Here is a 22,357-nt window from a genome sequence, read left to right as displayed (position 1 = left end):
GTCTTGCGCATGGCGTCATGCGGGACGAGGTCATAAGAGCCCTGCTCGAACAGCTTCAGCACCTGGTCGTCCGACATTGCCTTTACTGCCGGCGCGACGGCTGGTGCGCCAGCCGGAGCCTTGGCGGCGGGCGCTGCCTTGATACCACTGCCGGCGATAGCGGCATCGACGTCTGCTTTCACCACCCGGCCATGCGGGCCGGTGCCGGTCACGGCCGACACATCGACCCCCGCCTCCTTGGCGATGCGGCGCGCGAGCGGCGATGCAAAGGTGCGGTCGCCAGCCGCATGACCGTTGGCGGCCGGAGCTGCCGAGGCGGGCCCGGGCTTCGATGTCTCGGTCTTTGGCGCCTCGGGCTGCGGCGCTTCAGCCTTGGCAGCTTCAGCCTTCGGTGCCTCGGCTTTCGCCGGCGCGGCATCGCCACCGCTCTTGGCGGCGGCGCCCGCATCCTCGCCTTCGGCGGCAAGCACGGCGATCAGCGCGTTGACCTTGACCCCTTCGGTTCCGGCCGGCACGACCAGCTTGGCAACCGTACCCTCATCGACGGCCTCGACCTCCATCGTCGCCTTGTCGGTCTCGATCTCGGCGATCACATCGCCCGGCGAAACCTTGTCGCCTTCCTTGACCAGCCACTTGGAGAGATTGCCCTCTTCCATCGTGGGCGAGAGCGCCGGCATGGTGATGTTGATTGGCATTTTGTCCTCCCGCCCGGTTCAGCGATATGCGACGGCTTTTACGGCCTCGATGACCTCGCCGACGTTCGGCAATGCCAGCTTTTCGAGGTTGGCCGCATAGGGCATCGGCACGTCCTTGCCGGCAATGGTGATGACCGGCGCGTCGAGAAAATCGAAGGCGCGCTGCGAGACCTGGTTGGCGATATGGTCGCCGACCGAATTCTGCGGGTAGCCTTCTTCGACCACGACCAGCCGGTTGGTCTTCTTGACCGAGGCGATGACGGTGTCGAGATCGAGCGGACGGATGGTCCTGAGGTCGATGATCTCGGCGTCGATGCCCATGCCGCGCAGCTCGGCTTCAGCCTTGACGGCATAGGTCATGCCGATGCCGAAGGAGACGATGGTGACGTCCTTGCCTGCCTTGTGGATGCGCGCCTTGCCGATCGGCAGCACGAAGTCGTCCAGCTTCGGCACGTCGAAGGACTGGCCGTAGAGGATCTCGTTCTCGAGGAAGATGATCGGGTTCGGATCGCGGATCGCCGCCTTGAGCAAACCCTTGGCGTCGGCGGCCGTATACGGCATCACGACCTTCAGGCCCGGAATGTGGCTGTACCAGGCGGCATAGCACTGCGAGTGCTGGGCGGCGACGCGGGCCGCAGCGCCGTTCGGCCCACGGAACACGATCGGCGCGCCCATCTGGCCGCCCGACATATAGAGCGTCTTGGCGGCGGAGTTGATGATCTGGTCGATCGCCTGCATGGCGAAGTTGAAGGTCATGAACTCGACGATCGGTTTCAGGCCGGCCATCGCCGCACCGACGCCAACGCCGGCAAAACCATGTTCGGTGATCGGCGTGTCGACGACGCGGCGCGGTCCGAATTCCTGCAGCAGGCCTTGCGTGATCTTGTAGGCGCCCTGGTATTCGGCGACTTCCTCGCCCATGACGAAGACATCGCCGTCGCGGCGCATTTCCTCGGCCATGGCATCGCGCAGCGCTTCACGCACGGTGGTCGAGACCATCTCGGTACCGGCCGGAATGTCCGGATCGGCGGCAATTTCCGTTTTCGGGGCAGCCGCGACGGGTGCGGCGGCTGGCTTTGCCACCTCCGCCTTGTCCTGGGCCGGCGCTTCCGCCTTTGCCGGCGCTTCCGCCTTGGCAGGAGCCGCGGACTTGGCGACATCGGCGGCGCTCTCGCCGTCCTGCAGCAGAACGGCGATCACCGCGTTGACCTTGACGCCTTCGGTGCCGGCGGGAACCACGATCTTGCCCAGCGTACCTTCGTCGACGGCTTCGACCTCCATCGTCGCCTTGTCGGTTTCGATCTCGGCGAGTACGTCACCGGCGACGACCTTGTCGCCCTCGTTCTTCAACCATTTGGAAAGATTGCCCTCTTCCATGGTCGGCGAGAGAGCGGGCATGAGAATTTCGATCGGCATGTCCTGGCCCTCCCCTTACAATACGATATCGGTCCAGAGCTCGGACGGATCCGGCTCTGCATCGTTCTGGGCAAATTCGGCGGCATCGGCGACGATGTCGCGAACCTCCTTGTCGATGGTCTTGAGCTCGTCCTCGGTCGCCCACTTCTTCTCGATCAGCCGCGCCTTGACCTGCTCGATCGGGTCGTGCTCGGAGCGCATCTTCTGCACTTCTTCCTTCGACCGGTATTTTGCGGGATCGGACATCGAGTGGCCGCGATAACGGTAGGTCTGCATTTCGAGGATCAGCGGGCCATTGCCGGCGCGGCACCATTCGGTGGCGAGATCGCCGGCGGCCTTGACCGCGCGTACGTCCATGCCGTCGACCTGAATGCCGGGAATCTTGAAGGAAGCGCCGCGATGCGAGAAGTCTGTCTCCGCTGAAGAGCGCGAAACCGAGGTGCCCATGGCGTAGCGGTTGTTCTCGATGATGTAGATCACCGGCAGCTTCCACAGCGAGGCCATGTTGAAGCTTTCGTAGACCTGGCCCTGGTTGGCGGCGCCGTCGCCGAAATAGGTCAGCGAGACATTGTTGTTGTCGCGGTAGCGGTTGGCGAAGGCCAGACCCGTGCCGAGCGACACCTGCGCACCGACAATGCCGTGACCGCCATAAAAATGCTTCTCCTTGGAGAACATGTGCATGGAGCCGCCCTTGCCCCTGGACAAGCCGCCGCGGCGTCCGGTCAACTCGGCCATCACGCCACGCGGCGACAACTCCATCGCCAGCATGTGACCGTGGTCGCGATAGGCCGTGATCATCTGGTCGCCGTCGATCAGCGCCATCTTCATGCCGGTGACGACGGCTTCCTGGCCGATATAGAGGTGGCAGAAGCCACCGATGAAGCCCATGCCGTAGAGCTGGCCGGCCTTTTCCTCGAAGCGGCGGATGAGCAGCATGTGCCGGTAGGCGGCAAGCTCTTCGTCCTTGGTGAAGTCAGCAGGCTTGGGTGCCGACAGACCGGATTTGCCGTCGGATTTCGATTTGGCAGGCGCTTTTCTGGCTGCGGTGGCCATGCATCACTCCCTGTTGGCGTCTCTTTACGGACACTGGAGCAAGATGAACCTGCTCCGGGGAGATCGCCCTCCCCTTCGATTTATGGGAGGCTAACACGTAGAAAGGCGTTCCGCCATGTCGAAATTGCATAGCTGGCATGCACCTAAGCAATTAAAATCATTGAAAATATTGGTGATTAACCTGATATCGGTTATTTTGTCGGAGCCGGCAGCATGATGGTGATCTCATCGGCCTGGGACAGATTGAGCGCCTTACGCGCCTGCTCGTCGAGCATGTCCTTCTCCAGCGTGCCATCGTGCATGAGCTTGACGCGCCGCTCAAGCTCCATCCTGCGCGCCTTGATCGCATCGAGCTGACCCTGCAGCGCGGCCGTCTCGGCCTCCAGCTTGTATTTCGAATTGATGCCGAATTCGCCGTGATAGGCGTGGAAGCCGAAATAGGCCAGGAACACCACGCACAGCGAGGGAATGATCAGGCGCCCGGTGTTTCTCTGCTTGTGCTGACGCGTCCACATGACCGATTCCCCGTGGCCGCGAACTCAAACGGCTCGAAGCCTTTTTCACCTGATTGTGCTTAACGGACGGTTACGGGGGCCGCCCCAGGCCGGGCCTGAAATAAAAAAGGGCGGGATGTCCCGCCCTCTTCGTATCGACGATGTCCGGCCGGATCAGCTCTTGATCACCGATCTGCCGGCGTAACGCGCCTGCTTGCCGAGTTCTTCCTCGATGCGGATCAGCTGGTTGTATTTGGCCATGCGGTCCGACCGCGACAGCGAGCCGGTCTTGATCTGTCCGCAATTGGTGGCGACGGCGAGATCGGCGATGGTCGAATCCTCGGTCTCGCCCGAACGGTGCGACATGACGGCGGTGTAGGCAGCCTTGTGCGCGGTCTCGACCGCGTCGAGCGTCTCGGTCAGCGAGCCGATCTGGTTGACCTTGACCAGGATCGAATTGGCGACGCCCATGCGAATGCCGTCGCGCAGGCGCGCCGTGTTGGTGACGAAGAGATCGTCGCCGACAAGCTGCGTCTTCTTGCCGATCAGGTCGGTCAGATATTTCCAGCCTTCCCAGTCATCCTCGGCAAGGCCGTCCTCGATCGAGATGATCGGGTAGTCGGCGGCGAGCTTGGCGAGGTACTTGGCCTGCGCCTTGGGGTCACGCGTCTTCTTCTCGCCCTCATAGACATAGTTGCCGTCCTTGAAGAACTCGGTCGCGGCGCAATCGAGGCCGAGCGCGATCTCTTCGCCCGGCTTGAATCCGGCCTTCTCGATCGATTCCATGATGAAGTCGAGCGCCACCGGCGCGCTCTTCAGGTTCGGCGCGAAGCCACCCTCGTCGCCGACATTGGTGTTGTGGCCGGCATCCTTCAGCTTCTTTCGCAGCGTGTGGAAGATCTCCGAACCCCAGCGCACGCCTTCGCGCAGCGTCGACGCGCCGACCGGCAGGATCATGAATTCCTGGAAGTCGATCGGATTGTCGGCATGCGCGCCGCCATTGATGATGTTCATCATCGGCACGGGCAGGACATGCGCCTTGGTGCCGCCGACATAGCGATAGAGCGGCAGACCGGCGGCATCGGCCGCGGCCTTCGCCACCGCCAGCGAAACGCCCAGGATGGCGTTGGCGCCGAGCCGGCTCTTGTTGGGCGTGCCGTCAAGCTCGATCATGGTCTGATCGATGTGGATCTGGTTTTCGGCCTCCATGCCGCCGATCGCCTCGAACAGTTCGCCGTTGACAGCTTCGACGGCCTTGAGCACGCCCTTGCCAAGATAGCGGGCGCCGCCGTCGCGAAGCTCGACGGCTTCGTGGGCGCCGGTCGAGGCACCCGACGGCACAGCGGCGCGGCCCATCGAACCGTCTTCGAGAACGACATCGACCTCGACGGTCGGGTTTCCACGGCTGTCCAGGATTTCACGCCCGACAATATCGATGATGGCGGTCATTGCGATGTCCTCGATTGATCTGGAGAAAGGGTCGCGCCCGTCTTAGCCAAAGCGACGCAAAAGGCAATCGGGCCCTGGCCGAATATTGCCGTTCGCTCGATTCACGAAGCGCAAGTTTCCGTCATCATAAGTCATGCCACCAGACGCGCATTCCGGGTTATGGATGTTGTCGCGCGGGGCGAAACAGGAGGAGTTTCGCCATGTTTGAGTTGAGCGGTATCGTCAGTCTGTTCCTGATCGCCGCGGCGTTCCTGACGTCGTGCGACAATCAACAGTCACCGCCAAAGGCCACTGCGCCTTTGCCGGCCTTGCACACTAGCGAGTAGCGTTGCGTTGAATCGAAAAGGGGGGCCGTCGAAACGACCCCCTTTTTCAATTGTGGCGTCAATGCCAATAGGGCCTGACTTTGTAATACTGATAGGATTCGTCGCGCGCGCTCTCGCCATCCGCGCCGGCCAGTTCGTTGATCGAATGGGCAGGCGCTGCCTTCAGCTGTTCCTTGGTGAAGGGCACGACATAGCCGCCCTTATCCTCGTCGTAGTCGAGGCTCGCCCATGGAATGGCATGGTACTTTTCGCTGATGCCGAGAAAGCCGCCAAACCCGATCACAGCGAACATGATGCCGTTCGACGTCTTGTCGAGCATGACGTCCTCGATGCTGCCGATGCTGTCGCCTTGGGTGTTGTAGACGCTGGTGCCGATCACCCGCGAAGCGGCAATGGCTTCGGTGTGGCCTGTCTGGGTTGTCATAATCATACTCCTCGTTGTCGTTGAACTCTGCCTGACAATGAGGGGCGTCGGCGAAAGTTCCCGACTTTTTTGGCGGCTGCCTGATCACTCCGCGAGGATGAAAGTCACCTTCATGTTGACGCGATAGGCCGCGATCTTGCCGTCCTCGACAACGATCTTCTGGTCCTGAATCCAAGCGCCCTCGACGTTCTTCAGGGTCTTCGAGGCGCGCGCAATTCCCTGCTCGATGGCGTCCTGAAAGCTCTTGCTGGACGACGAGGTGATTTCGGTGACGCGGGCTACGGACATGGCTTCCTCCTGCCAAACGCTTATTTGCCGGACAAGCGTACAACTGGGGCTTGTTTGCTACAAGACGTTGGCTTTTCAGCCCTTTGCAATCCTGTCGAAGGCCATCAGCCGTTCCAGAAGTGCCGGCATGTCTTTCAGCGGCAGCATATTCGGGCCGTCGGACGAGGTCGAATTGTCAGGGTCCTGGTGGGTCTCGATAAAGACGCCGGCAACGCCTACGGCAACGGCCGCGCGGGCCAGCGTCTCGACAAAGCGGCGCTCGCCGCCAGACGACCCGCCCTGGCCGCCCGGCTGCTGCACCGAATGGGTGGCGTCGAAGATCACCGGGGCGCCGATCTCGGCCATGACAGGCAGAGCGCGCATATCCGACACCAGCGTGTTGTAGCCGAAAGAAGCGCCGCGCTCGGTGGTCAGCACATTGGCATTGCCCGAACCGGTGATCTTGGCGACCACGTTCTTCATGTCCCAGGGGGCAAGGAACTGCCCCTTCTTGACATTGATGACCTTGCCCGTCCTTGCGGCGGCGACCAGCATATCTGTCTGGCGCGACAGGAAAGCCGGTATCTGCAGCACATCGACATGCGGCGCAACGATCGCGCACTGTTCCTCGGTGTGAACATCGGTCAGCACGGGAAGCGAGAATTCCTTGCGCAATTCGTCGAAGACCGGAAGTGCGGCGTCCATCCCGGCGCCTCGCGTCGCCGACAGCGAAGTGCGGTTGGCCTTGTCGTAGCTCGTCTTGTAGACGAGGCCGATGCCGAGCCTGCCGGTCAGTTCCTTCAGCGTACCGGCCATGTCGAAGGCGTGCTGGCGCGATTCGAACTGGCATGGACCGGCGATCAGCGCCAGGGGTGCCGCATTGTCGAAGACGACATTGCCGACGGTTACCGACGGATTGGGCGCCAGGGGGTTGTTCATTGGATCTCCCGAAAGATGAAAGCCGCGCCCTGCCCGGATGCCGGCCGCACGATGATGTCATTGCCCGACATATCGTGCTGGATGGCATTGGCCGCAAGCAGGCTTGCGGCGGCGCCAATGTCACGGATCGAAAATATCACGGCCGCGAAGCGCAATTCCGATGGCACCCCGGCCGGTATTCCAAAGCGCGCCGTGAAAGAGGCGGCGTCCAGCACGGTCAAGACCACATTCGGCAGATGAAAAGCGCCGCCTTGCGCATCGGCGGACGGGTCGTTGACCGCCACTGAAATCAGCCGGTGCTGCTCGGCGGGAGCGCCGCTGATTGCAATCACCTCGACAATTCCGTCGACGCCATTGGGGTGAGCCTGCAATGCTGCACGGTCCACTTTCGGCGCATTGATGCGCTGGCAGGCAAAAAGAAATGCGTCCGTTTGGCCATAAGCCGCAACAAAGGCGAGTTTGAACGACGCCGTATCGCTTTTCCCCGCCGTGTCGGTGAAGGTTCGCGAGAAGCTCAGCGTGTCTCCCGCCGACAGGCCGGCTTCGACATAGCGTTCATGGTCGCCGTCGGCATTGTCCGTGCCAAGAACCACCGCGGAAAATCCCTCATCGCCACGACTTTCGCGATAAAGGCAGTCGCGCGCGACAAAGACATTGCCCTCGGCGCAGGCCCTCGCCGCCGCTTGCCGATCACCGATCGCGAGCGGCTCCAGATAGGTGCCGTCGGCGAAGAAGACACAGCAATTTTCCGTACCGAACGGATGGATGCCTGCCGGCGCAACGACGAAGCCAAGTGCGTTGAGCCGGGCGCGCGCCGCATCGAGGCTCTGCGTCGGCAGAACCAGATGATCGAGCGGATGAATGCCTGATGAGGTCATGGAAGCGCGATGTGCATCATTCGGAAGATCGGTTCAAGACTTGATCGCCGGCGGCGGCATCGCGTGGACTTTGCCTTTGGCGTCGCGCTAACCGAATTGAGGGCCTGGCGGAAGGCCAATAACCTTCCCGGCGGCCTTCACGTGCTGCCCGGCTACTTCATGGGCGCCGCGAACGGCACCTTCTGGAGCAAGCGCTGGATCAGCTTCCGGCCACGACATCGGCGGAATAGCGCAGTTCGCGCATTGGTTTGACCTTGCTGGTGGTCTGCGCATAGAGCGGGTGCGCCTTGTAGGCGGCCAGCGCCGCATCATCGGCGAATTCCGCGTAGACGACGACATCGACTTCATCCGACAGCGGGTCGACCTTGGTGTTCAACGTGACCTCGAAGAGGCTGGAATGAGGAATATCGCCAAGCGCCAGCAGGCCGGTGCGAACTGCTTCCACATCTTCCTTGCGCCGTGCGCTGAAGAAAACGATATGCCGGATCAATCCCGCCTCCTCGATCTGAATGTCGGGGTCTTTTGTGACGGCGGTCTCTTCGCGTCAACCGGCCATGGCGCCACGCGTCCTTGCGACGCGCCTCGATCGAGGCTGGACCTCAGCTGCCCAATTTGAAGGGGATGTCTAGGTCTTGCCGGTGACGTAGCGGACCGCATGGGAAACCTCCCTGACCGTGACGTCGAGATACCGGCCCTGATTGTAGAGGCCGTCCCAGATCAGGAAGAACGCGATGGCGGCAATGACAATTACATAACGCATGGCTAAAGCTATCGCACCAGCGCTGCTGCTGCCATAGGGGTTTTTGATTTCGGGCTGCGGCAACCTTACACGAGGCGTCGGATGCCGGCGCCGCGTGGCACAGTTCAGCTCTCGGCATGCCTCTTGAAGTTCCCCCTCATGACGTGGAAGATTGTGGCAGGCATTCACTGGAAGCGCTGAAGCTCTGGCTAAAGGGGTGTGCGCTTTGTTCGAGCCCGCCTGTAGCCGGATCCGCAAGCTGCCGGTCGAGGCAAGGCGTTCGAACCCGGCGGATGATCCAAGAGAACCGTGGCTCGGCAATTGCACCGACACCACGGAGATCCAGGGGCATGGAATGGGACACGGGGAACATCACGGCATAGCGCCGGGCGACGCGGTCAGGCTCGATGAATTCAACTTCGCCGAGATCGTCAAGGGACTGCCGGCCAAGGCGCGCATGGTACTGTCGGCGGCCATGAACCTGCCGCGCGGTTCGCTGAAGGTCAGAATGCCGGACGGCCGCGCCGTTCTCGTCGGCGGCAAGGCGCCGGGTCCCGACGCCGAACTCGTGCTCAAGAACTGGCGCCTGCCGGGCCGCGCCTTTTCCGGTGGCACGATCGGCGTTGCCGAATCCTATATGGACGGCGATTGGGAAAGCCCTGACGTCACCAGCTTCCTCGAACTGTTCGTGGTCAATTCGGCGATTGGCGAACGCGTCGCGGGCGGCGCCAGCTGGCTCATCAACACGGTCCAGCGCATCCGCCACTGGTTCAACGAGAACACACGCACGGGGTCGAAGCGCAATATTTCGGCGCATTACGATCTCGGCAACGCCTTCTACAATGAATGGCTCGACCCGAGCATGACCTATTCCTCGGCGCTTTATGCCAATGGCGCCGATGATCTCGAGAGCGCCCAGGCCGCCAAGTACCGGGCGCTGGCCAGGGATACGGGCATCGGCGGAAAGGATCATGTGCTGGAGATAGGCTGCGGCTGGGGCGGCTTTGCCGAATTCGCGGCACGCGAAATCGGCTGCCGGGTTACCGGATTGACCATCAGCCGCGAGCAGCACGACTTCGCCAAGGCGCGCATCGCCAGGGCCGGGCTCACCGACAAGGTCGACATCAAGTTGCAGGATTACCGCGACGAAACCGACACTTACGATCGCATCGCCTCGATCGAGATGTTCGAAGCGGTCGGCGAGAAATACTGGCCGGTATTCTTCTCCAAGATGAAGACCTGCCTGAAGCCCGGCGGCACCGCGGGTCTCCAGATCATCACCATCAACGAAGCCGCCTACGACACCTATCGCGCCAGGCCGGATTTCATCCAGCGCTACGTCTTCCCGGGCGGCATGCTGCCAACGCCGTCCATCTTGAAGTCGCTTGGCGCCGCGCATGGCCTTGCCCATCTACGCGAGCACGTTTTCCCCGAGGACTATGCCCGCACGCTTGCAGAATGGCGCCAGCGCTTCCGGGAGTCGTGGGAGAAGATCGTGCCGCTCGGCTTCGACGATCGTTTCAAGAAGCTATGGGAATTCTACCTGCATTACTGCGAGGCCGGTTTCCGCACCAGCTATATCGACGTGCGCCAGGTGGTCTACAAGGCGTAGGCTGGGCACGCACGTCGACTTCCTTGCCAGCGGCATCGGCATGATCTCGGCATCACCCTGTGAAGCATTGGCCGCGTGGCCGACTGGGGCTTGGGGATGCGACCAAATCTGACCGCCTCCGGCTTTGACGACCGGATCAGAGAAGGATGCGGTATCTGGCAAAACCCGCTTCACCCTCGCCGGCCGGCTCGATCTTCAGCGACTTCACATCGGCAATGAAGTCCTTTGCCTTGACACCCGTTTCGAAGACGACACTGGTTCCCGGCAACGGCGCGAACGACCAGTTGCCATCCGCCGAGGGGTTGATGGTGCCTTGGCTGACGACGTAGCGGACGATGACGTCGCGGTTGGTGTCCGGCGCCTCGTAGATGATCTTCGAGGCATTGATGTCGGGAAAATTGCCGCCGCCGCCGGCACGGTAGTTGTTGGTCGCAACGACGAATTTCGCGGCTGGATCAATTGGCTTGCCGTCGAATTTCAGGTCGACAATGCGATTGGAACCGGCATTGGCGACGCCGCCCTTGGCATCGTATTTCGGCGGCTGCGACAGGTCGATCCTGTAGCTGACGCCGTCGATCACGTCGAAATTGTAGGATGGGAATTCGGTGTCGATCAGCGGCTGGTCGGCCTTCCCTGGCTCGATCTTCTTGAAGATGCCGGCCGACATCTCCAGCCATTCCTTCACTTGCGCACCCGTGATCTCAACCGCGCGAACCGTGTTCGGATAGAGATAGAGGTCGGCGACGTTCTTGATTGCGATATCGCCCACCGGCACGTCGGTGTAGTAGTCGGCGCCGCTGCGCCCGCCGGCCTTGAAGGGCGCCGCCGCCGACAACATCGGCACGTCCTTCCACTGGGTGCTCTTCAGGATATCCTTGAGATACCAGCTCTGCGCCTGGTTGACGATTTGCACCGACGGATCATCGGCGACCAGCGCGAAATAGGAATAGAGTGGAGCCGAGGTCTTGCCGACAGGGCGGCGCACATAGGCGAGCGTCGCCTCGTGGTCCTGCTCGAGAGCGGCAATGATGCGCTTGTCGTCCGGGACAGTCGGCTTGTTCTTGTTGTCGACCCGCTCGAAGATCGGCCGTGCCTCCGACGTCGCCGAGACCACTTTCCACTTCGACCCGTCGCGTTCCAGCATCAGGTCGATCAGGCCCATATGCGAGCCCCAGAAACCGCCCATGACGGCGGGCTTGCCCTGCAGCGTCCCCTTCTGTGCGTCAACGCCCTCGAGCGCCTGGAAATCCTTCTTGCCGGGGAAGACCAGGTGCTGGTGGCCGGTGAAGACCGCGTCGATGCCTTCGACACCGGCGACGAAGAACGAGGCGTTCTCCATCATGTCGCCCTGCTTGACGTCGATGCCGGAATGCGAGAGCGCGATGACGATATCGGCGCCCTCCTCCTTCATCTGCGGCACCCAGGCCTTCGCCGCCTCGACGATGTCGCGCGTCTTGACGTTGCCTTCGAGATTCTTGAGGTCCCAGACCATGATCTGCGGCGGTACGAAGCCGATGATGCCGATCCTGATCGGCTGCTCCGCGCCTGACCCGTCCTTGATCTTCTTGTCCAGGATTATGTAGGGCTTGAGGTAGAGCTTGTCGTCGCGTGGGTTGGCGGCAAGCACGGTGCCTCGGATCAGATTGGCGCAGACAAACGGGAAATTGGCGCCGGCCAGCACCTTGTCCAGAAAGGACAGACCGTAGTTGAACTCGTGGTTGCCAAGTGTCGAGCACTCGTAGCCAAGCAGGTTCATGCCTTTCATGATCGGATGGAGATCGCCCTCCTTCAGGCCCTTCTCATAGGCGATGTAGTCGCCCATCGGGTTGCCCTGCAAAAGGTCGCCATTGTCGATCAGCATCGAATTGGCGGCTTCCTTGCGCACCGCATCGATCAGCGACGCCGTGCGCGACAGGCCCATCGTGTCATTGGCTTTGTCGGCGTAGTAATCATAGGGCAGCACGTTCACATGGATATCGGTGGTTTCCATGATTCTCAGATGCGCCTGGTTGGCCTGCGCACGGGCGGAGAAGGGATGAAGCATGATCAGCGCCCCTGTGGCGGCGGCCCCGGCAAGGAGACCACGGCGAGAGACGGGATGGAGCAGTTGCGACATGTTTTCTCCTTCTTCGACGACCTGACAAGCCCTGCCCCGAAGCGAACTTCGCGCTGAAATGGGCTCAAGTCCACTCAAGAAGTCGCGCGCATCGGCACACCAATCCATCAGCTACAGATGACGGCCGGATGAAAAGCGCGGTGAAGAAAGTCAGCTCTTGTCGTCGTCGCCCTGGGTGATCAGCCGGGCGCTGCGCTGGCCTGTGACGTATATCCATAGCCAGCTCAGCGAAACGGCGAGCCGGTTGCGGAAACCGATCAGGAAATAGATATGGGCGATGCCCCACAGGCACCAGGCGAGCCAGCCGGTCAGCTTGATCCAGCCGAAATCGATCGCGGCGGCGCGCTTGCCAATCGTCGCCAGATCACCGGTATGCTTGTAGTGGAAAGGCCGCGGGCTCGTATCGCCGGCAAGCCTGGCCTTGATGGTCGCGGCAACATGCCGTCCCTCCTGCTTGGCGGAAGGCGCCACGCCGGGCACCGGCCGTCCGTCGGGCCGCAGCACAAGTGCTGCGTCGCCGATGACAAAAATTTCCGGGCTTCCGGGCACGCTGAGATCAGGCTCGACCAATACCCTGCCGGCCCGGTCCGCCTTCGCTCGCAGCCATTCGGCGGCTGGCGAAGCGGCAACCCCGGCTGCCCACAGGATCGTGCGGGCCGGCAGAACCGTGTCGCCAAAAACCACGCCTTCGGCATCGCAGCGCGTAACGGCCCGGCCGAGCTCGACCACAACACCAAGCCGTTCCAGCGCCTTCCCGGCATAATCGGAGAGCTTCGGCGCGAAATTGGCCAGAATGCGGTCGCCGGCCTCGATCAGCACCACGCGCGTCTGGCGCGTATCGATGTTGCGGAATTCGCCGCGCAGCGTGTCATGCGCCAGTTCGGCAATGGTTCCGGCGAGTTCGACGCCGGTCGGCCCGCCGCCGACGATGGCAATGGTCAGCAGCGCCTGGCGCCTTGCGGGGTCGGGTTCCCGCTCCGCCTGCTCGAAGGCCAGCAGGATGCGGCGCCGAATGGTGGTGGCGTCCTCCAACGTCTTCAGGCCCGGCGCGAAAGGCTCCCATTCGTCATGGCCGAAATAGGCATGGCGTGCCCCGGTGGCGAGCACCAGCGTATCGTAAGTGACGGCGCTGCCGTCCTCCAGCAAAACACGTCTGCCGGTCCGGTCGACCCCCGTGACATTGGCCAGCAGCGTGGTCGCATCCTTGCGCTTGCGCAGGAGATGGCGGATCGGCCAGGCCACCTCCGAGGTCGCCAGCGCCGTGGTTGCCACCTGATAGAGCAGCGGCTGGAATAGATGATGGTTGCGCTTGTCGATCATGGTGATGCGCACCGGCGCGCCAGCCAGAGCGCGGGTGAATTCGAGGCCGCCGAACCCGGCACCGACGACGACGACATGATGTCTCGCATCGCTCATTTCATTCACCCTTGATGGGCAAGATTGCCTGCCTAGATGTAAGTGGTTTTGTGCAATGCAACAATGGCAGGACAGCGCGCGAGACTCGTCGTTTCATGTCGTGAATGCACATGTTGTATCGTATCGCGAGGTATAGCGTCATCGAACACGAGATGAGGTGAAGCATGGCTAAAGATCATGACGAACAGGGTCCGGCACATTATGCCTCGCCGCCCTGCTTCATGCATGAACTCGATCCCGCGTTCCAAGCACCGCTCAGCGACTGGACCGACGTCAGACGCTGGCGCAAGGCCGAGCGTGAACGCCTGATCGCGGCACGCCTTGCCGTTTCCGCCGATGCGCGAACGGCAATGTCGCAACGCATCGCGGAAGGCCTCGACGCCGTGATCGGTGGCATGGCAGGCCTGATAATCAGCCTCTACTGGCCGTTTCGCGGCGAGCCGGATTTGCGGCCATGGATGGCGTCGATCAACGCGCACGGCGGCCGCACCGCGTTGCCCGTCGTCGTCGAAAAGGGTCAGCCGTTGATCTTTCGCGCCTACAAACCGGGCGACCGCCTGGAAAAAGGTGTCTGGAACATCCCGATCCCGGCCGAAGGCGATCCGGTGCTGCCGGACATCGTCATCTCACCCATTGTCGGCATTGATCCCGCAAGCTATCGGCTGGGCTATGGCGGCGGCTTCTACGACCGCACGCTGGCCGCCATGTCGTTCAAGCCATTGGTCATCGGCGTCGGCTACGAATTGCAGCGCATCGCCACCATCTATCCGCAGTGGCACGACATCCCCATGGACCGGATCGTGACGGAGGCTGCCACGGCGTAAGTTGGAGCCCGTTTCGAAGCTCGTTCATGTGAGTCATATCGAGGTGTTTTCGAGAACCGGAGCGCAGCGGACATTTGGGTCCATGAGCACCGGAAGCGCAGAAAACGCCTTCAGATGGCCATAGGAACGAGGTATCGGTGGGGCTCTAGGCCATTTCCGGCTTCAGCCCCATGGCCGTCCGGTCGACGATTTCGCGCAAGGCGAAGGACGAATTGATCTTCGTTACATGCGGCATCGCCGACAGCCATTCCTTGTGAATGCGCTCGTAGTCGACGAGATCCTTGGCCGCGACCCTCAGGATATAGTCGTACTCGCCCGACATCAGGTGGCACGACAGCACATTCGGACAGCGTTTGATCGCCGCCTCGAAATCCGACAGCGTCTTCTCGAACTGGCCGGACAGGGATATGTGGACGATTGCCGTCATCTGGTGGCCAAGGGCTGCGTTGGAAAGCCGGGCGTGATAACCGCGGATGGTTCCGGATTTCTCCAGATTGTCGAGCCGACGCGAGCAGGCCGACTGCGACAGGCCGACCTTTTCGGCAAGGGCCGCGTTCGGCATCCGGCCATCCTTCTGCAATGTCTCCAGAATGGCGATATCAATCCTGTCGAGCGGCATTCTTCGTTATTCCTGCGAATGTCGATGCATTTTGCGCAACGATTATCGAAGGACGCGCTCTCCTGCAAGCGCATTCGCAAACACCTGCGCGCCGATTCATGGTTCACTGAAGCAATACAGGGAGTGAGCCCCAGAGGGCCCGGATCAGGAGAAGAAAATGCGCGTCGGATGCCCCAAGGAAATCAAGAATCACGAATACCGTGTCGGCCTCACGCCGGGCTCGGTCCGCGAATATGTCGCCCATGGCCATGAAGTATTGGTCGAAGCCGGCGCAGGCGCCGGCATCGGCGCCGATGACAACGCCTATCGCGCCGCCGGCGCCACCATTGCCAAGACGGCAGCCGACGTGTTCGCCAAGTCGGACATGATCGTCAAGGTCAAGGAGCCGCAGCCCAATGAATGGGCGCAGCTGCGCGAAGGCCAGATCCTGTACACCTATCTCCACCTGGCCCCGGATCCGGAGCAGACCAAGGGCCTGCTCGCTTCGGGCGTGACGGCAATCGCTTACGAAACCGTGACCGACGATCGTGGCGGGCTGCCGCTGCTGGCGCCGATGTCGGAAGTCGCCGGCCGCCTGTCGATCCAGGCCGGCGCCACGGCGTTGCAGAAGGCCAATGGCGGCCGCGGCGTGCTGCTTGGCGGCGTACCCGGCGTGCTGCCAGGCAAGGTCACCGTGCTCGGCGGTGGCGTCGTTGGCCTCCACGCGGCCCGCATGGCCGCCGGCCTTGGCGCCGACGTGACCATCATCGACCGCTCGATCCCGCGGCTGCGCCAGCTCGACGACCTCTTCGCCGGCCGGGTCCACACCCGTTACTCGACCGTCGAGGCGCTCGAGGAAGAATGCTTCTCGGCCGACATCGTCGTCGGCGCCGTGCTCATCCCGGGCGCTGCCGCACCGAAGCTCGTCACCCGCGAAATGCTGTCCGGCATGAAGAAGGGCTCGGTATTGGTCGATGTCGCCATCGACCAGGGCGGATGCTTCGAGACCTCGCACGCGACCACCCATGCCGAGCCGACCTACGAAGTCGACGGCGTCATCCACTACTGCGTCGCCAACATGCCAGGTGCCGTGCCGGTCACTTCGGCCCATGCGCTGAACAACGCGACGCTGCATTACGGCCTACAGCTCGCCGACAAGGGCCTGAAGGCCCTGGTCGACGACCATCACCTGCGCAACGGTCTCAACGTCCACAAGGGCAAGATCACCAACCGCGCGGTCGCCGAAGCGCTCGGCTATGAACTGGTCGAGCCGAAAGCAGTGCTGGCGGCCTAATACACCCAGAAAAAGTCAACTTATACTCTTGCGCGCCGGTTTGCTCCGGCGGGCTTTTTCTTTGGCGATGATGCGCCAAATCTGCTTCCCAGAAGATCCATTGAAGCACGTGCCGTGAGGGCACTTCGCCCCCCATTGTTGCATTTTTGTCATACCTGTATTGGCCATCTCCCTGCTAGAAACATCTTGGGCTTATTGATTAGGGGTACGGGCTATGTTTGTTCGCGTTTCAGCGAAATCTATTCTTCTCGGTGCGGTTTCGGCGGCTGCACTTATGTCAGCCGCGCATGCGGCCGACGTCGTGCAGCCGGTGGAAGCATCCGGTTTTAACTGGAGCGGAGCTTATGTCGGCATCGGTGGCGGGTTCGGCGCAAACGTGCACAAGTTCAGTGTCGCTCCAGTGTTCGACCTCAACGGCGTCGGTGGGAATGGCGTATTCGGTGAGCTGACCGCTGGCTACGACTATATGGTCAACGAACGCTTCCTCCTCGGCGGCTTTATCGATGCCAATTTCGGGAATATCGGCCCGTCGATCAGCGTCCCAGGCGCCGACATCGACCTGACCAATTCTTACGGTTTCGACGTCGGCCTGCGCGCTGGCTATCTGCTCAACCCCAGCACGCTCGGCTACGTGCTCGGCGGTTACAGCTGGCAGCATTTCAAGCTTGATGGATCGGGCGGTGCTGATGGGTTGAACTTTACAGAAAACCGCAGCGGCTACGTGCTCGGCGTCGGCGTGGAAACCGTGCTGCGCGGCAACTGGACGCTGAAGACCGAATACCGGTACGCGAACTTTGGCGACAAGTCGCTGATCGATCTGGGTGGCGCTTCGTTGAACGGGGAACCGTCCTCCCACACCTTCCATATCGCCGCGAACTATCGCTTCGGTGCGCAGAACGGTGGCGGCGCTTCATTTGCTGCCCCGGCCTACAACTGGACCGGTTTCTATGCGGGTGGCGCGCTCGGAGCCGGCACGGCGGTCCACGACTTGGGCGTCGACCTTGGTGGCGGCACTCTCGATGTCAACGGCTTTGGCAGCGAAGGCGTGTTTGGCGAGTTGAGCGCGGGCTACGACTACGATTTCGGCACTTGGGTCGCCGGCGTGCAAATCGACGGTCGCTATTCTGGAATTCGATCGAAACTCGACATTTTCGGCACTTCCGTCAAACTCGATTCCGACTACGGCTTCGATGCTTTGGCCCGCGTCGGCGCCAAGGTCAACGAGTCGACCTTGGCCTACGTAATCGGCGGCTACAGCTACCAGCATTTCGACCTCAAGGCATCAGATCCGATCGGCGACATCATCGATTGGGGCAAGAGCGGCTTCACGATCGGTGGCGGCCTGGAAACCGCAGTCACCAGCAACATGACCGTCGGTCTCGAATACCGTTACTCGCAGTTTGGCAAGAAGGATTTCTCGTCCGAATTCGGTGCACCGGATGGCACGCTGACCGACAAGGCCTCGTTCCAGACCGTTCGCATCGGCGCGAAGTACAAGTTCAACTAAGCCCCTCCAGGCAAACAGTCGAAGCCCGTCGGCATGCCGGCGGGCTTTTCTTTGCGGCGATGACTTGGGCTGAACGCAGGCAACAAAAAAGCGGAGCCAAGGCCCCGCTTCCTCGATATCGAGATTGCCGCCGGTTCATCCGCGGTCGGCCAATCGATCGAAAATCTCTTTCTAGCGCGTCCATGCGACAGCAGTGCGACAGAAGCTTTCTGCCGCCAATCCCTGGACCTCATGCGCGCTCTATGCGGCACTGGTAACAATTGTTGCGCGCCGAGCGGACATGCACATAGGCAATGTCTTCACGCTCGAACAAGGTTTCTGCCCGCGTCACAATAGCGTCGGTTGGAATGATGCCGCCGCTGCCGTAGACGATACGATCATCGCTGCCATAGCCGCGCACGATATAGTCCGGGCTGTCGAGAATCTCCGGCGGTAGCCTAGCCCCGACGGCACGCTCGCATTCCTGGGCATGCAGGAAGATCGGCCCCGTTTCGGCATAGGGCTGAGGGTTCGGAAACGGCCGGTAGGCGAGGATGAGGTAGACATCGCCGGCGGCGATATTCCTGAGGCAATGCCGACAAGGCATGCCGTCACCGTCAGAGATTTTCCGCTCGGGCGTCCGGCCATAGGCATCGGGGCCGCCACGCTGCAGGGCCCTTACATTTTCTGTGGGCAGTGCTGTGAACTGGATGGTCATGGCAAGATCTCCGGTGCTGTCGACCGGAAATTACGCGCTCGCGACAGGGCTTCCCACCCGATTCCCGCCAAGTGTCCGGGAGCCGATCCGACGTGGGGATCGGTCCCCGTCGACCCTCGATAGGGATCACCAGCATCGTCAAACTTAAGCCGCCTTGACGAAATCGTCGAAGCAGCGGTCAGATTCCAGCTGGAGTTACGGCCGCATCACGCTGGCCGAGCGCTCGGCAAAAGGCAAGGGATGCACGACTTCCTTCTTCTGTGCGACCGGCTTGAAACCGAGCTTCTGGTAGAGCGGCAGGGCTGCGGGGTGGTCGAGCGTGCAGGTCTGCACCGTCACCCTTTTCGGCCCATACGACCATGCTGCCGCGATCGCCGAGCCAAGGAACCAGCGGCCGATGCCTTGCCCGGTGGCGTGTTCCATCATGCCAAAATAAGCGAGTTCGACTTCCTCCGGCAGATGCGGCTTGAGGTCGAAGAAGCCTGCCGGCGAACCGTCGAGGTAGAGCACCCTGATGTCGCGATCCTCGCGGTGGATTCCGGCCGACAGCTCATCATCATTCAGCCTCAGAACATTCACCCAGTGCCATTTGCGCCCCACCCGGTCCATCAGGTAGCGGTAGAAATGCAAGGGTATGTCCCTGGTCTTCAGCAATGCGACCTGGCGGTTGTAGGGCACTGGTGGCGAGGCGGCGGGTGGAGCATGCATTTCGAGAAAAGTCACCGTGACTTCAATATCCTGCAGCACGCCGTTTTCCATCAATTCATTCCTTGCCGGCTGGGCCGGTCACGACCGGCGTATCGGACAGCCCGCCCCACTCGGTCCATGAGCCGTCATAAAGCCTGTTGTCGGTATGGCCAAGCGTCTCCAGCGCCAGCGTGACCACCGCGGCGGTGACGCCGGAACCGCAGGATGTAACGACGGGTTTGGACAGGTCGATACCGGCGTCCTCCATCACCTTGCGCAAACGGTCCTTCGGCAGCAGCGTGCCGTTTTCGGAAAGCGCCGAATAGGGGATATTGCGTGCGCCTGGCATGTGACCGGAGCGAATGCCGGCACGGGGCTCGGGCTCGGCGCCGGTAAAGCGGCCGGGCCCGCGGGCGTCGGCAATCTGGCTTGCCTTCCTATCGACGACCCGGCGCATGTCGGCCAGACCGATGACGCGACCGGCGTCGAAATCGGCATGAAAGACGCTTGGCGCGATCTTGGTCGGCTCGGCCGTTACCGGCCGGCCGGACGCCTTCCAGCCGTCGAAGCCGCCGTCCAGAATATAGGTCTGGAAAACGCCCATGATGCGGAACATCCACCATGCCCGGGGTGCGGAGAAGAAACCCGGGCCATCATAGACGACGATGGTGTCATCGGCCGAAACGCCCATCGCGCCGACATACTGGGCAAAATGCCGCGGCGACGCGAGCGTATGCGGCAAGGCGGCGTCTGGATCCGAAACGGCATCCTGGTCCAGGAAACGGGCGCCTGGAATATGGGCTGCATCATACTCGGCGCGCGCGTCACGTTTTTGTGCCGGCAGGTACCAGGAGGCGTCTATGATCGTCAGGCCCGGCTGACCCAGGCGCTCCTGCAGCCAGTCCGCATCGACGGTGAAAGGACTGTCTTCGGCCATTTTGTTTCTCTCTATTCCGGTTCAGGCAAAGTTTGTCGTATCAGGCCGCCGGCATCGGACCAAAGCGGATGCGGAAGCGCCTGTTCTCCCGACCTTTCTTCTCGATCTTGCCGATGTGGATTTCGCCGATTTCGCCGGTGCTCTTCACATGGGTGCCGCCGCACGGTTGGCTGTCCACCGAGGCGCTTTCGCCGATGCAGACCAGGCGGATCTTGCCCGTGCCAACAGGCGGTCGGACATTCTTGGATTTCACCAGGCCGGGATTGGCGGCCAATTCGTCGTCGCTGATCAGCCTGGTGAAGATGGGATGATCAGCCCGCACAAGGTCCATCATGCCGGCAGTCACATCTTCCTTGGTGAAGGTGGCGTCCGGAATGTCGAAATCGACACGGCTGTCATCCTCGGAAACCGCCGCACCGGTGATCGGGAACGGACAGACGACGGTGAGCAGATGGCAGGCAGCGTGCATGCGCATCAGGAGGTGTCGGCGCTCCCAGTCGATGGCAAGTTTCACCCGCTCGCCAACCCCCGGCATTGCCTGCTCCGGCCCCGGTACGTGGATGATCTCATCCTTGGTCTCACCCGTGATGGTGGCGGCAACTGTGATGCGGCTACCATCGGCGCGTTCGAGATAACCGGAATCGCCCGGTTGACCGCCCGAGGTGGCATAAAAGATGGTCCGGTCGAGGATGATGCCGCCGCGCTCATTGATGGCGACGACCGTGGCGTCAGCCGTCCTGAGATAGGCGTCGTCGCGAAACAGCGCTTCCGTCCTGTGCGCCATCACGCGACCTTTTCGAACGGCACCGAAATCTTGCTCTGCAGTTCCATCCAGCCCGGCACCGGCAGCTTCTTGTCGCGCAGGAATTCGGGATTGAACAGCTTCGACTGGTAGCGCGTGCCGTAGTCACAGAGGATCGTCACGATGGTGTGGCCCGGGCCCAAATCCCTGGCCAGCCGCATCGCACCGGCAATGTTGATGCCGGTCGAGCCGCCGACGCACAAGCCTTCCTCCTGGATTAGGTCGAAGACGATCGGCAGCGCATCCTCATCCTTGATCTGGTAGGAGAAGTCAGGCGCGAAGCCTTCGAGATTGGCGGTGATGCGCCCCTGCCCGATGCCTTCGGTGATCGAACTGCCTTCGGACTTTAATTCGCCGCTGGTGTAGAAACTGTAGAGGGCGGCGCCGAGAGGGTCGGCGAGCGCAATCTTGACGGTCTTGTTCTTGGCCCTCAGTCCGAGCCCGACACCGGCCAGCGTACCGCCCGACCCCACCGCCGAGACAAAACCGTCGACCTTGCCGCCGGTCTGGGCCCAGATTTCCTCGGCCGTGGTGCGGATATGGCCATCGCGGTTGGCGACATTGTCGAACTGGTTGGCCCAAATGGCGCCGTTCGGCTCGCTCCTCGCCATCTGCTCGGCCAGCCGCCCCGACAGCTTCACGTAGTTGTTGGGGTTCTTGTAAGGCACGGCGGGCACTTCGATCAGTTCGGCGCCGAGCAGCCTGATCGTGTCCTTCTTTTCCTGGCTCTGCGTATCGGGAATGACGATGACGGTGCGATAGCCGAGCGCCTTGGCGACGAGCGTCAACCCGATACCGGTGTTGCCGGCCGTTCCCTCGACGATGACACCGCCCGGCTTCAAGAGGCCGCGTTGTTCGGCGTCGCGGATGATGAACAGGCCGGCGCGATCCTTGACCGACTGGCCCGGATTCATGAACTCGGCCTTGCCCAGGATCTCGCAGCCGGTCTCTTCGGAAGCTTTGTTGAGGCGGATCAGAGGCGTGTTGCCGATCGCGTCGATCACAGAACGGGGCATTCAGGATTCCTTGTGTACGTGCGCCGAAACCCTAGAAACCCAACGCTGCGGTTTCAAGGCAAGAATTCGTCTGGTCCAGTCGCATTTCCGGCGCTGCGGTGTATGGATGTCGCTGGGGACCGGATGGACACAGGACAGTTCATTTGCACCCGGCGTCGAGAAGCACTCTTT

General features: G+C 61.8%; 23 protein-coding genes. 4 read left to right on the top strand and 19 right to left on the bottom strand.

What is annotated here, in order from left to right:
• From LB536_RS19925 to LB536_RS31140, 11 genes are all read right to left on the bottom strand, one after another.
• On the bottom strand, positions 1–695 hold a 695-nt coding region (locus tag LB536_RS19925), incomplete at its 3' end, for a biotin/lipoyl-containing protein (RefSeq protein WP_224595608.1).
• Between the two features lie 18 nt (positions 696–713).
• Positions 714–2,111, bottom strand: coding sequence for a pyruvate dehydrogenase complex E1 component subunit beta (locus LB536_RS19920; protein WP_224595605.1), 1,398 nt, complete (start codon positions 2,109–2,111; stop codon positions 714–716).
• Between the two features lie 15 nt (positions 2,112–2,126).
• Positions 2,127–3,164 carry a pyruvate dehydrogenase (acetyl-transferring) E1 component subunit alpha gene (pdhA, locus tag LB536_RS19915; protein WP_127869335.1) on the bottom strand — a complete coding sequence of 346 codons (1,038 nt, stop codon included), beginning with the start codon at positions 3,162–3,164 and terminating at the stop codon, positions 2,127–2,129.
• Between the two features lie 191 nt (positions 3,165–3,355).
• Positions 3,356–3,679 carry an FtsB family cell division protein gene (locus tag LB536_RS19910; RefSeq protein WP_140758634.1) on the bottom strand — a complete coding sequence of 108 codons (324 nt, stop codon included), beginning with the start codon at positions 3,677–3,679 and terminating at the stop codon, positions 3,356–3,358.
• Positions 3,680–3,832: 153 nt separating this feature from the next.
• Complete coding sequence (gene eno / locus LB536_RS19905) at positions 3,833–5,107, bottom strand: phosphopyruvate hydratase (RefSeq protein ID WP_224595602.1); 1,275 nt, start codon at positions 5,105–5,107, stop codon at positions 3,833–3,835.
• Between the two features lie 384 nt (positions 5,108–5,491).
• On the bottom strand, positions 5,492–5,857 hold the full coding sequence (locus LB536_RS19900) for a PRC-barrel domain-containing protein (protein WP_140811869.1): 366 nt from the start codon (positions 5,855–5,857) through the stop codon (positions 5,492–5,494).
• 84 nt (positions 5,858–5,941) lie between these two features.
• A complete protein-coding gene (locus LB536_RS19895) occupies positions 5,942–6,145 on the bottom strand; it encodes a dodecin family protein (protein WP_140758630.1) in 204 nt (67 codons plus the stop codon).
• A 75-nt stretch (positions 6,146–6,220) separates the two neighbouring features.
• Positions 6,221–7,063, bottom strand: coding sequence for a 3-deoxy-8-phosphooctulonate synthase (kdsA, locus tag LB536_RS19890; RefSeq protein WP_224595600.1), 843 nt, complete (start codon positions 7,061–7,063; stop codon positions 6,221–6,223).
• Complete coding sequence (locus tag LB536_RS19885; protein ID WP_224595598.1) at positions 7,060–7,941, bottom strand: VOC family protein; 882 nt, start codon at positions 7,939–7,941, stop codon at positions 7,060–7,062. Before LB536_RS19885 ends, kdsA begins: the two co-directional genes overlap by 4 nt.
• A 199-nt stretch (positions 7,942–8,140) precedes the next feature.
• Positions 8,141–8,431, bottom strand: a complete 291-nt coding sequence (locus LB536_RS19880) for a Dabb family protein (protein ID WP_023812050.1) — start codon at positions 8,429–8,431, stop codon at positions 8,141–8,143.
• A gap of 135 nt (positions 8,432–8,566) precedes the next feature.
• Positions 8,567–8,701: a hypothetical protein gene (locus tag LB536_RS31140; RefSeq protein WP_263489212.1), complete on the bottom strand. Its 135-nt coding sequence runs from the start codon at positions 8,699–8,701 to the stop codon at positions 8,567–8,569.
• A 334-nt stretch (positions 8,702–9,035) separates the two neighbouring features.
• On the opposite strand from LB536_RS31140, the gene LB536_RS19875 reads away from it, so the two are divergent.
• The gene (locus tag LB536_RS19875) at positions 9,036–10,292 is read left to right on the top strand and encodes an SAM-dependent methyltransferase (protein ID WP_224595596.1); all 1,257 of its coding nucleotides are present in this window, start codon (positions 9,036–9,038) and stop codon (positions 10,290–10,292) included.
• A 136-nt stretch (positions 10,293–10,428) separates the two neighbouring features.
• Here the strand turns inward: LB536_RS19875 and LB536_RS19870 are convergent, their stop codons facing one another.
• Together LB536_RS19870 and LB536_RS19865 are read right to left on the bottom strand one after the other, a co-directional pair.
• Positions 10,429–12,408: a bifunctional 2',3'-cyclic-nucleotide 2'-phosphodiesterase/3'-nucleotidase gene (locus LB536_RS19870; protein ID WP_224595594.1), complete on the bottom strand. Its 1,980-nt coding sequence runs from the start codon at positions 12,406–12,408 to the stop codon at positions 10,429–10,431.
• 150 nt (positions 12,409–12,558) lie between these two features.
• Complete coding sequence (locus LB536_RS19865; RefSeq protein WP_224595592.1) at positions 12,559–13,824, bottom strand: NAD(P)/FAD-dependent oxidoreductase; 1,266 nt, start codon at positions 13,822–13,824, stop codon at positions 12,559–12,561.
• A gap of 164 nt (positions 13,825–13,988) precedes the next feature.
• Between LB536_RS19865 and LB536_RS19860 the strand changes: the two genes are divergently transcribed.
• Positions 13,989–14,648 (top strand): 5-formyltetrahydrofolate cyclo-ligase, encoded by a 660-nt coding sequence (locus LB536_RS19860; protein ID WP_224595590.1) that lies wholly within the window; start codon positions 13,989–13,991, stop codon positions 14,646–14,648.
• Between the two features lie 145 nt (positions 14,649–14,793).
• Here the strand turns inward: LB536_RS19860 and LB536_RS19855 are convergent, their stop codons facing one another.
• Positions 14,794–15,267 carry an Lrp/AsnC family transcriptional regulator gene (locus tag LB536_RS19855; protein ID WP_140758622.1) on the bottom strand — a complete coding sequence of 158 codons (474 nt, stop codon included), beginning with the start codon at positions 15,265–15,267 and terminating at the stop codon, positions 14,794–14,796.
• Positions 15,268–15,424: 157 nt separating this feature from the next.
• Here LB536_RS19855 and ald point away from each other — a divergent pair, with 157 nt between their 5' ends.
• Positions 15,425–16,540 carry an alanine dehydrogenase gene (gene ald / locus LB536_RS19850; RefSeq protein ID WP_140758621.1) on the top strand — a complete coding sequence of 372 codons (1,116 nt, stop codon included), beginning with the start codon at positions 15,425–15,427 and terminating at the stop codon, positions 16,538–16,540.
• 274 nt (positions 16,541–16,814) lie between these two features.
• Entirely contained in the window at positions 16,815–18,047 is a 1,233-nt protein-coding gene (locus LB536_RS19845) for an outer membrane beta-barrel protein (protein WP_263489211.1), read from the top strand.
• Positions 18,048–18,276: 229 nt separating this feature from the next.
• Here the strand turns inward: LB536_RS19845 and LB536_RS19840 are convergent, their stop codons facing one another.
• The 5 genes from LB536_RS19840 to LB536_RS19820 form a co-directional block, all read right to left on the bottom strand.
• Positions 18,277–18,744, bottom strand: a complete 468-nt coding sequence (locus tag LB536_RS19840) for a DUF1203 domain-containing protein (protein WP_224595588.1) — start codon at positions 18,742–18,744, stop codon at positions 18,277–18,279.
• Positions 18,745–18,939: 195 nt separating this feature from the next.
• Positions 18,940–19,503, bottom strand: a complete 564-nt coding sequence (locus LB536_RS19835; RefSeq protein WP_140811879.1) for a GNAT family N-acetyltransferase — start codon at positions 19,501–19,503, stop codon at positions 18,940–18,942.
• A 4-nt stretch (positions 19,504–19,507) separates the two neighbouring features.
• Positions 19,508–20,368: a 3-mercaptopyruvate sulfurtransferase gene (gene sseA, locus LB536_RS19830; RefSeq protein WP_140758617.1), complete on the bottom strand. Its 861-nt coding sequence runs from the start codon at positions 20,366–20,368 to the stop codon at positions 19,508–19,510.
• A 40-nt stretch (positions 20,369–20,408) separates the two neighbouring features.
• A complete protein-coding gene (locus tag LB536_RS19825; RefSeq protein ID WP_224595586.1) occupies positions 20,409–21,152 on the bottom strand; it encodes an alanyl-tRNA editing protein in 744 nt (247 codons plus the stop codon).
• A complete protein-coding gene (locus LB536_RS19820) occupies positions 21,152–22,186 on the bottom strand; it encodes a cysteine synthase A (RefSeq protein ID WP_224595584.1) in 1,035 nt (344 codons plus the stop codon). The genes LB536_RS19825 and LB536_RS19820 overlap by 1 nt, the downstream gene beginning before the upstream one ends.
• Positions 22,187–22,357 lie beyond the last annotated feature (171 nt).

The organism is Mesorhizobium sp. ES1-3 (assembly GCF_020164795.1).
Classification (GTDB): Bacteria; Pseudomonadota; Alphaproteobacteria; order Rhizobiales; family Rhizobiaceae; genus Mesorhizobium.
Note: the sequence above shows the minus strand (reverse complement) of the source record. Positions and strands in the feature narration are given on the sequence as shown.

Bases quoted from the DNA above. Each gene is read 5' to 3' on its own strand.
- LB536_RS19835 (WP_140811879.1), bottom strand. From the start codon at position 19,503: ATGGAAAACGGCGTGCTGCAGGATATTGAAGTCACGGTGACTTTTCTC.
- eno (WP_224595602.1), bottom strand. From the start codon at position 5,107: ATGACCGCCATCATCGATATTGTCGGGCGTGAAATCCTGGACAGCCGT.
- LB536_RS19870 (WP_224595594.1), bottom strand. From the start codon at position 12,408: ATGTCGCAACTGCTCCATCCCGTCTCTCGCCGTGGTCTCCTTGCCGGG.
- sseA (WP_140758617.1), bottom strand. From the start codon at position 20,368: ATGGCCGAAGACAGTCCTTTCACCGTCGATGCGGACTGGCTGCAGGAG.
- LB536_RS19910 (WP_140758634.1), bottom strand. From the start codon at position 3,679: ATGTGGACGCGTCAGCACAAGCAGAGAAACACCGGGCGCCTGATCATT.
- LB536_RS19895 (WP_140758630.1), bottom strand. From the start codon at position 6,145: ATGTCCGTAGCCCGCGTCACCGAAATCACCTCGTCGTCCAGCAAGAGC.
- LB536_RS19860 (WP_224595590.1), top strand. From the start codon at position 13,989: ATGGCTAAAGATCATGACGAACAGGGTCCGGCACATTATGCCTCGCCG.
- LB536_RS19900 (WP_140811869.1), bottom strand. From the start codon at position 5,857: ATGACAACCCAGACAGGCCACACCGAAGCCATTGCCGCTTCGCGGGTG.
- LB536_RS19825 (WP_224595586.1), bottom strand. From the start codon at position 21,152: ATGGCGCACAGGACGGAAGCGCTGTTTCGCGACGACGCCTATCTCAGG.
- LB536_RS19875 (WP_224595596.1), top strand. From the start codon at position 9,036: ATGGGACACGGGGAACATCACGGCATAGCGCCGGGCGACGCGGTCAGG.
- LB536_RS19920 (WP_224595605.1), bottom strand. From the start codon at position 2,111: ATGCCGATCGAAATTCTCATGCCCGCTCTCTCGCCGACCATGGAAGAG.
- LB536_RS19820 (WP_224595584.1), bottom strand. From the start codon at position 22,186: ATGCCCCGTTCTGTGATCGACGCGATCGGCAACACGCCTCTGATCCGC.
- LB536_RS31140 (WP_263489212.1), bottom strand. From the start codon at position 8,701: ATGCGTTATGTAATTGTCATTGCCGCCATCGCGTTCTTCCTGATCTGG.
- pdhA (WP_127869335.1), bottom strand. From the start codon at position 3,164: ATGGCCACCGCAGCCAGAAAAGCGCCTGCCAAATCGAAATCCGACGGC.
- LB536_RS19840 (WP_224595588.1), bottom strand. From the start codon at position 18,744: ATGACCATCCAGTTCACAGCACTGCCCACAGAAAATGTAAGGGCCCTG.
- LB536_RS19855 (WP_140758622.1), bottom strand. From the start codon at position 15,267: ATGCCGCTCGACAGGATTGATATCGCCATTCTGGAGACATTGCAGAAG.
- kdsA (WP_224595600.1), bottom strand. From the start codon at position 7,063: ATGAACAACCCCCTGGCGCCCAATCCGTCGGTAACCGTCGGCAATGTC.
- LB536_RS19885 (WP_224595598.1), bottom strand. From the start codon at position 7,941: ATGACCTCATCAGGCATTCATCCGCTCGATCATCTGGTTCTGCCGACG.
- LB536_RS19845 (WP_263489211.1), top strand. From the start codon at position 16,815: ATGTCAGCCGCGCATGCGGCCGACGTCGTGCAGCCGGTGGAAGCATCC.
- ald (WP_140758621.1), top strand. From the start codon at position 15,425: ATGCGCGTCGGATGCCCCAAGGAAATCAAGAATCACGAATACCGTGTC.
- LB536_RS19865 (WP_224595592.1), bottom strand. From the start codon at position 13,824: ATGAGCGATGCGAGACATCATGTCGTCGTCGTCGGTGCCGGGTTCGGC.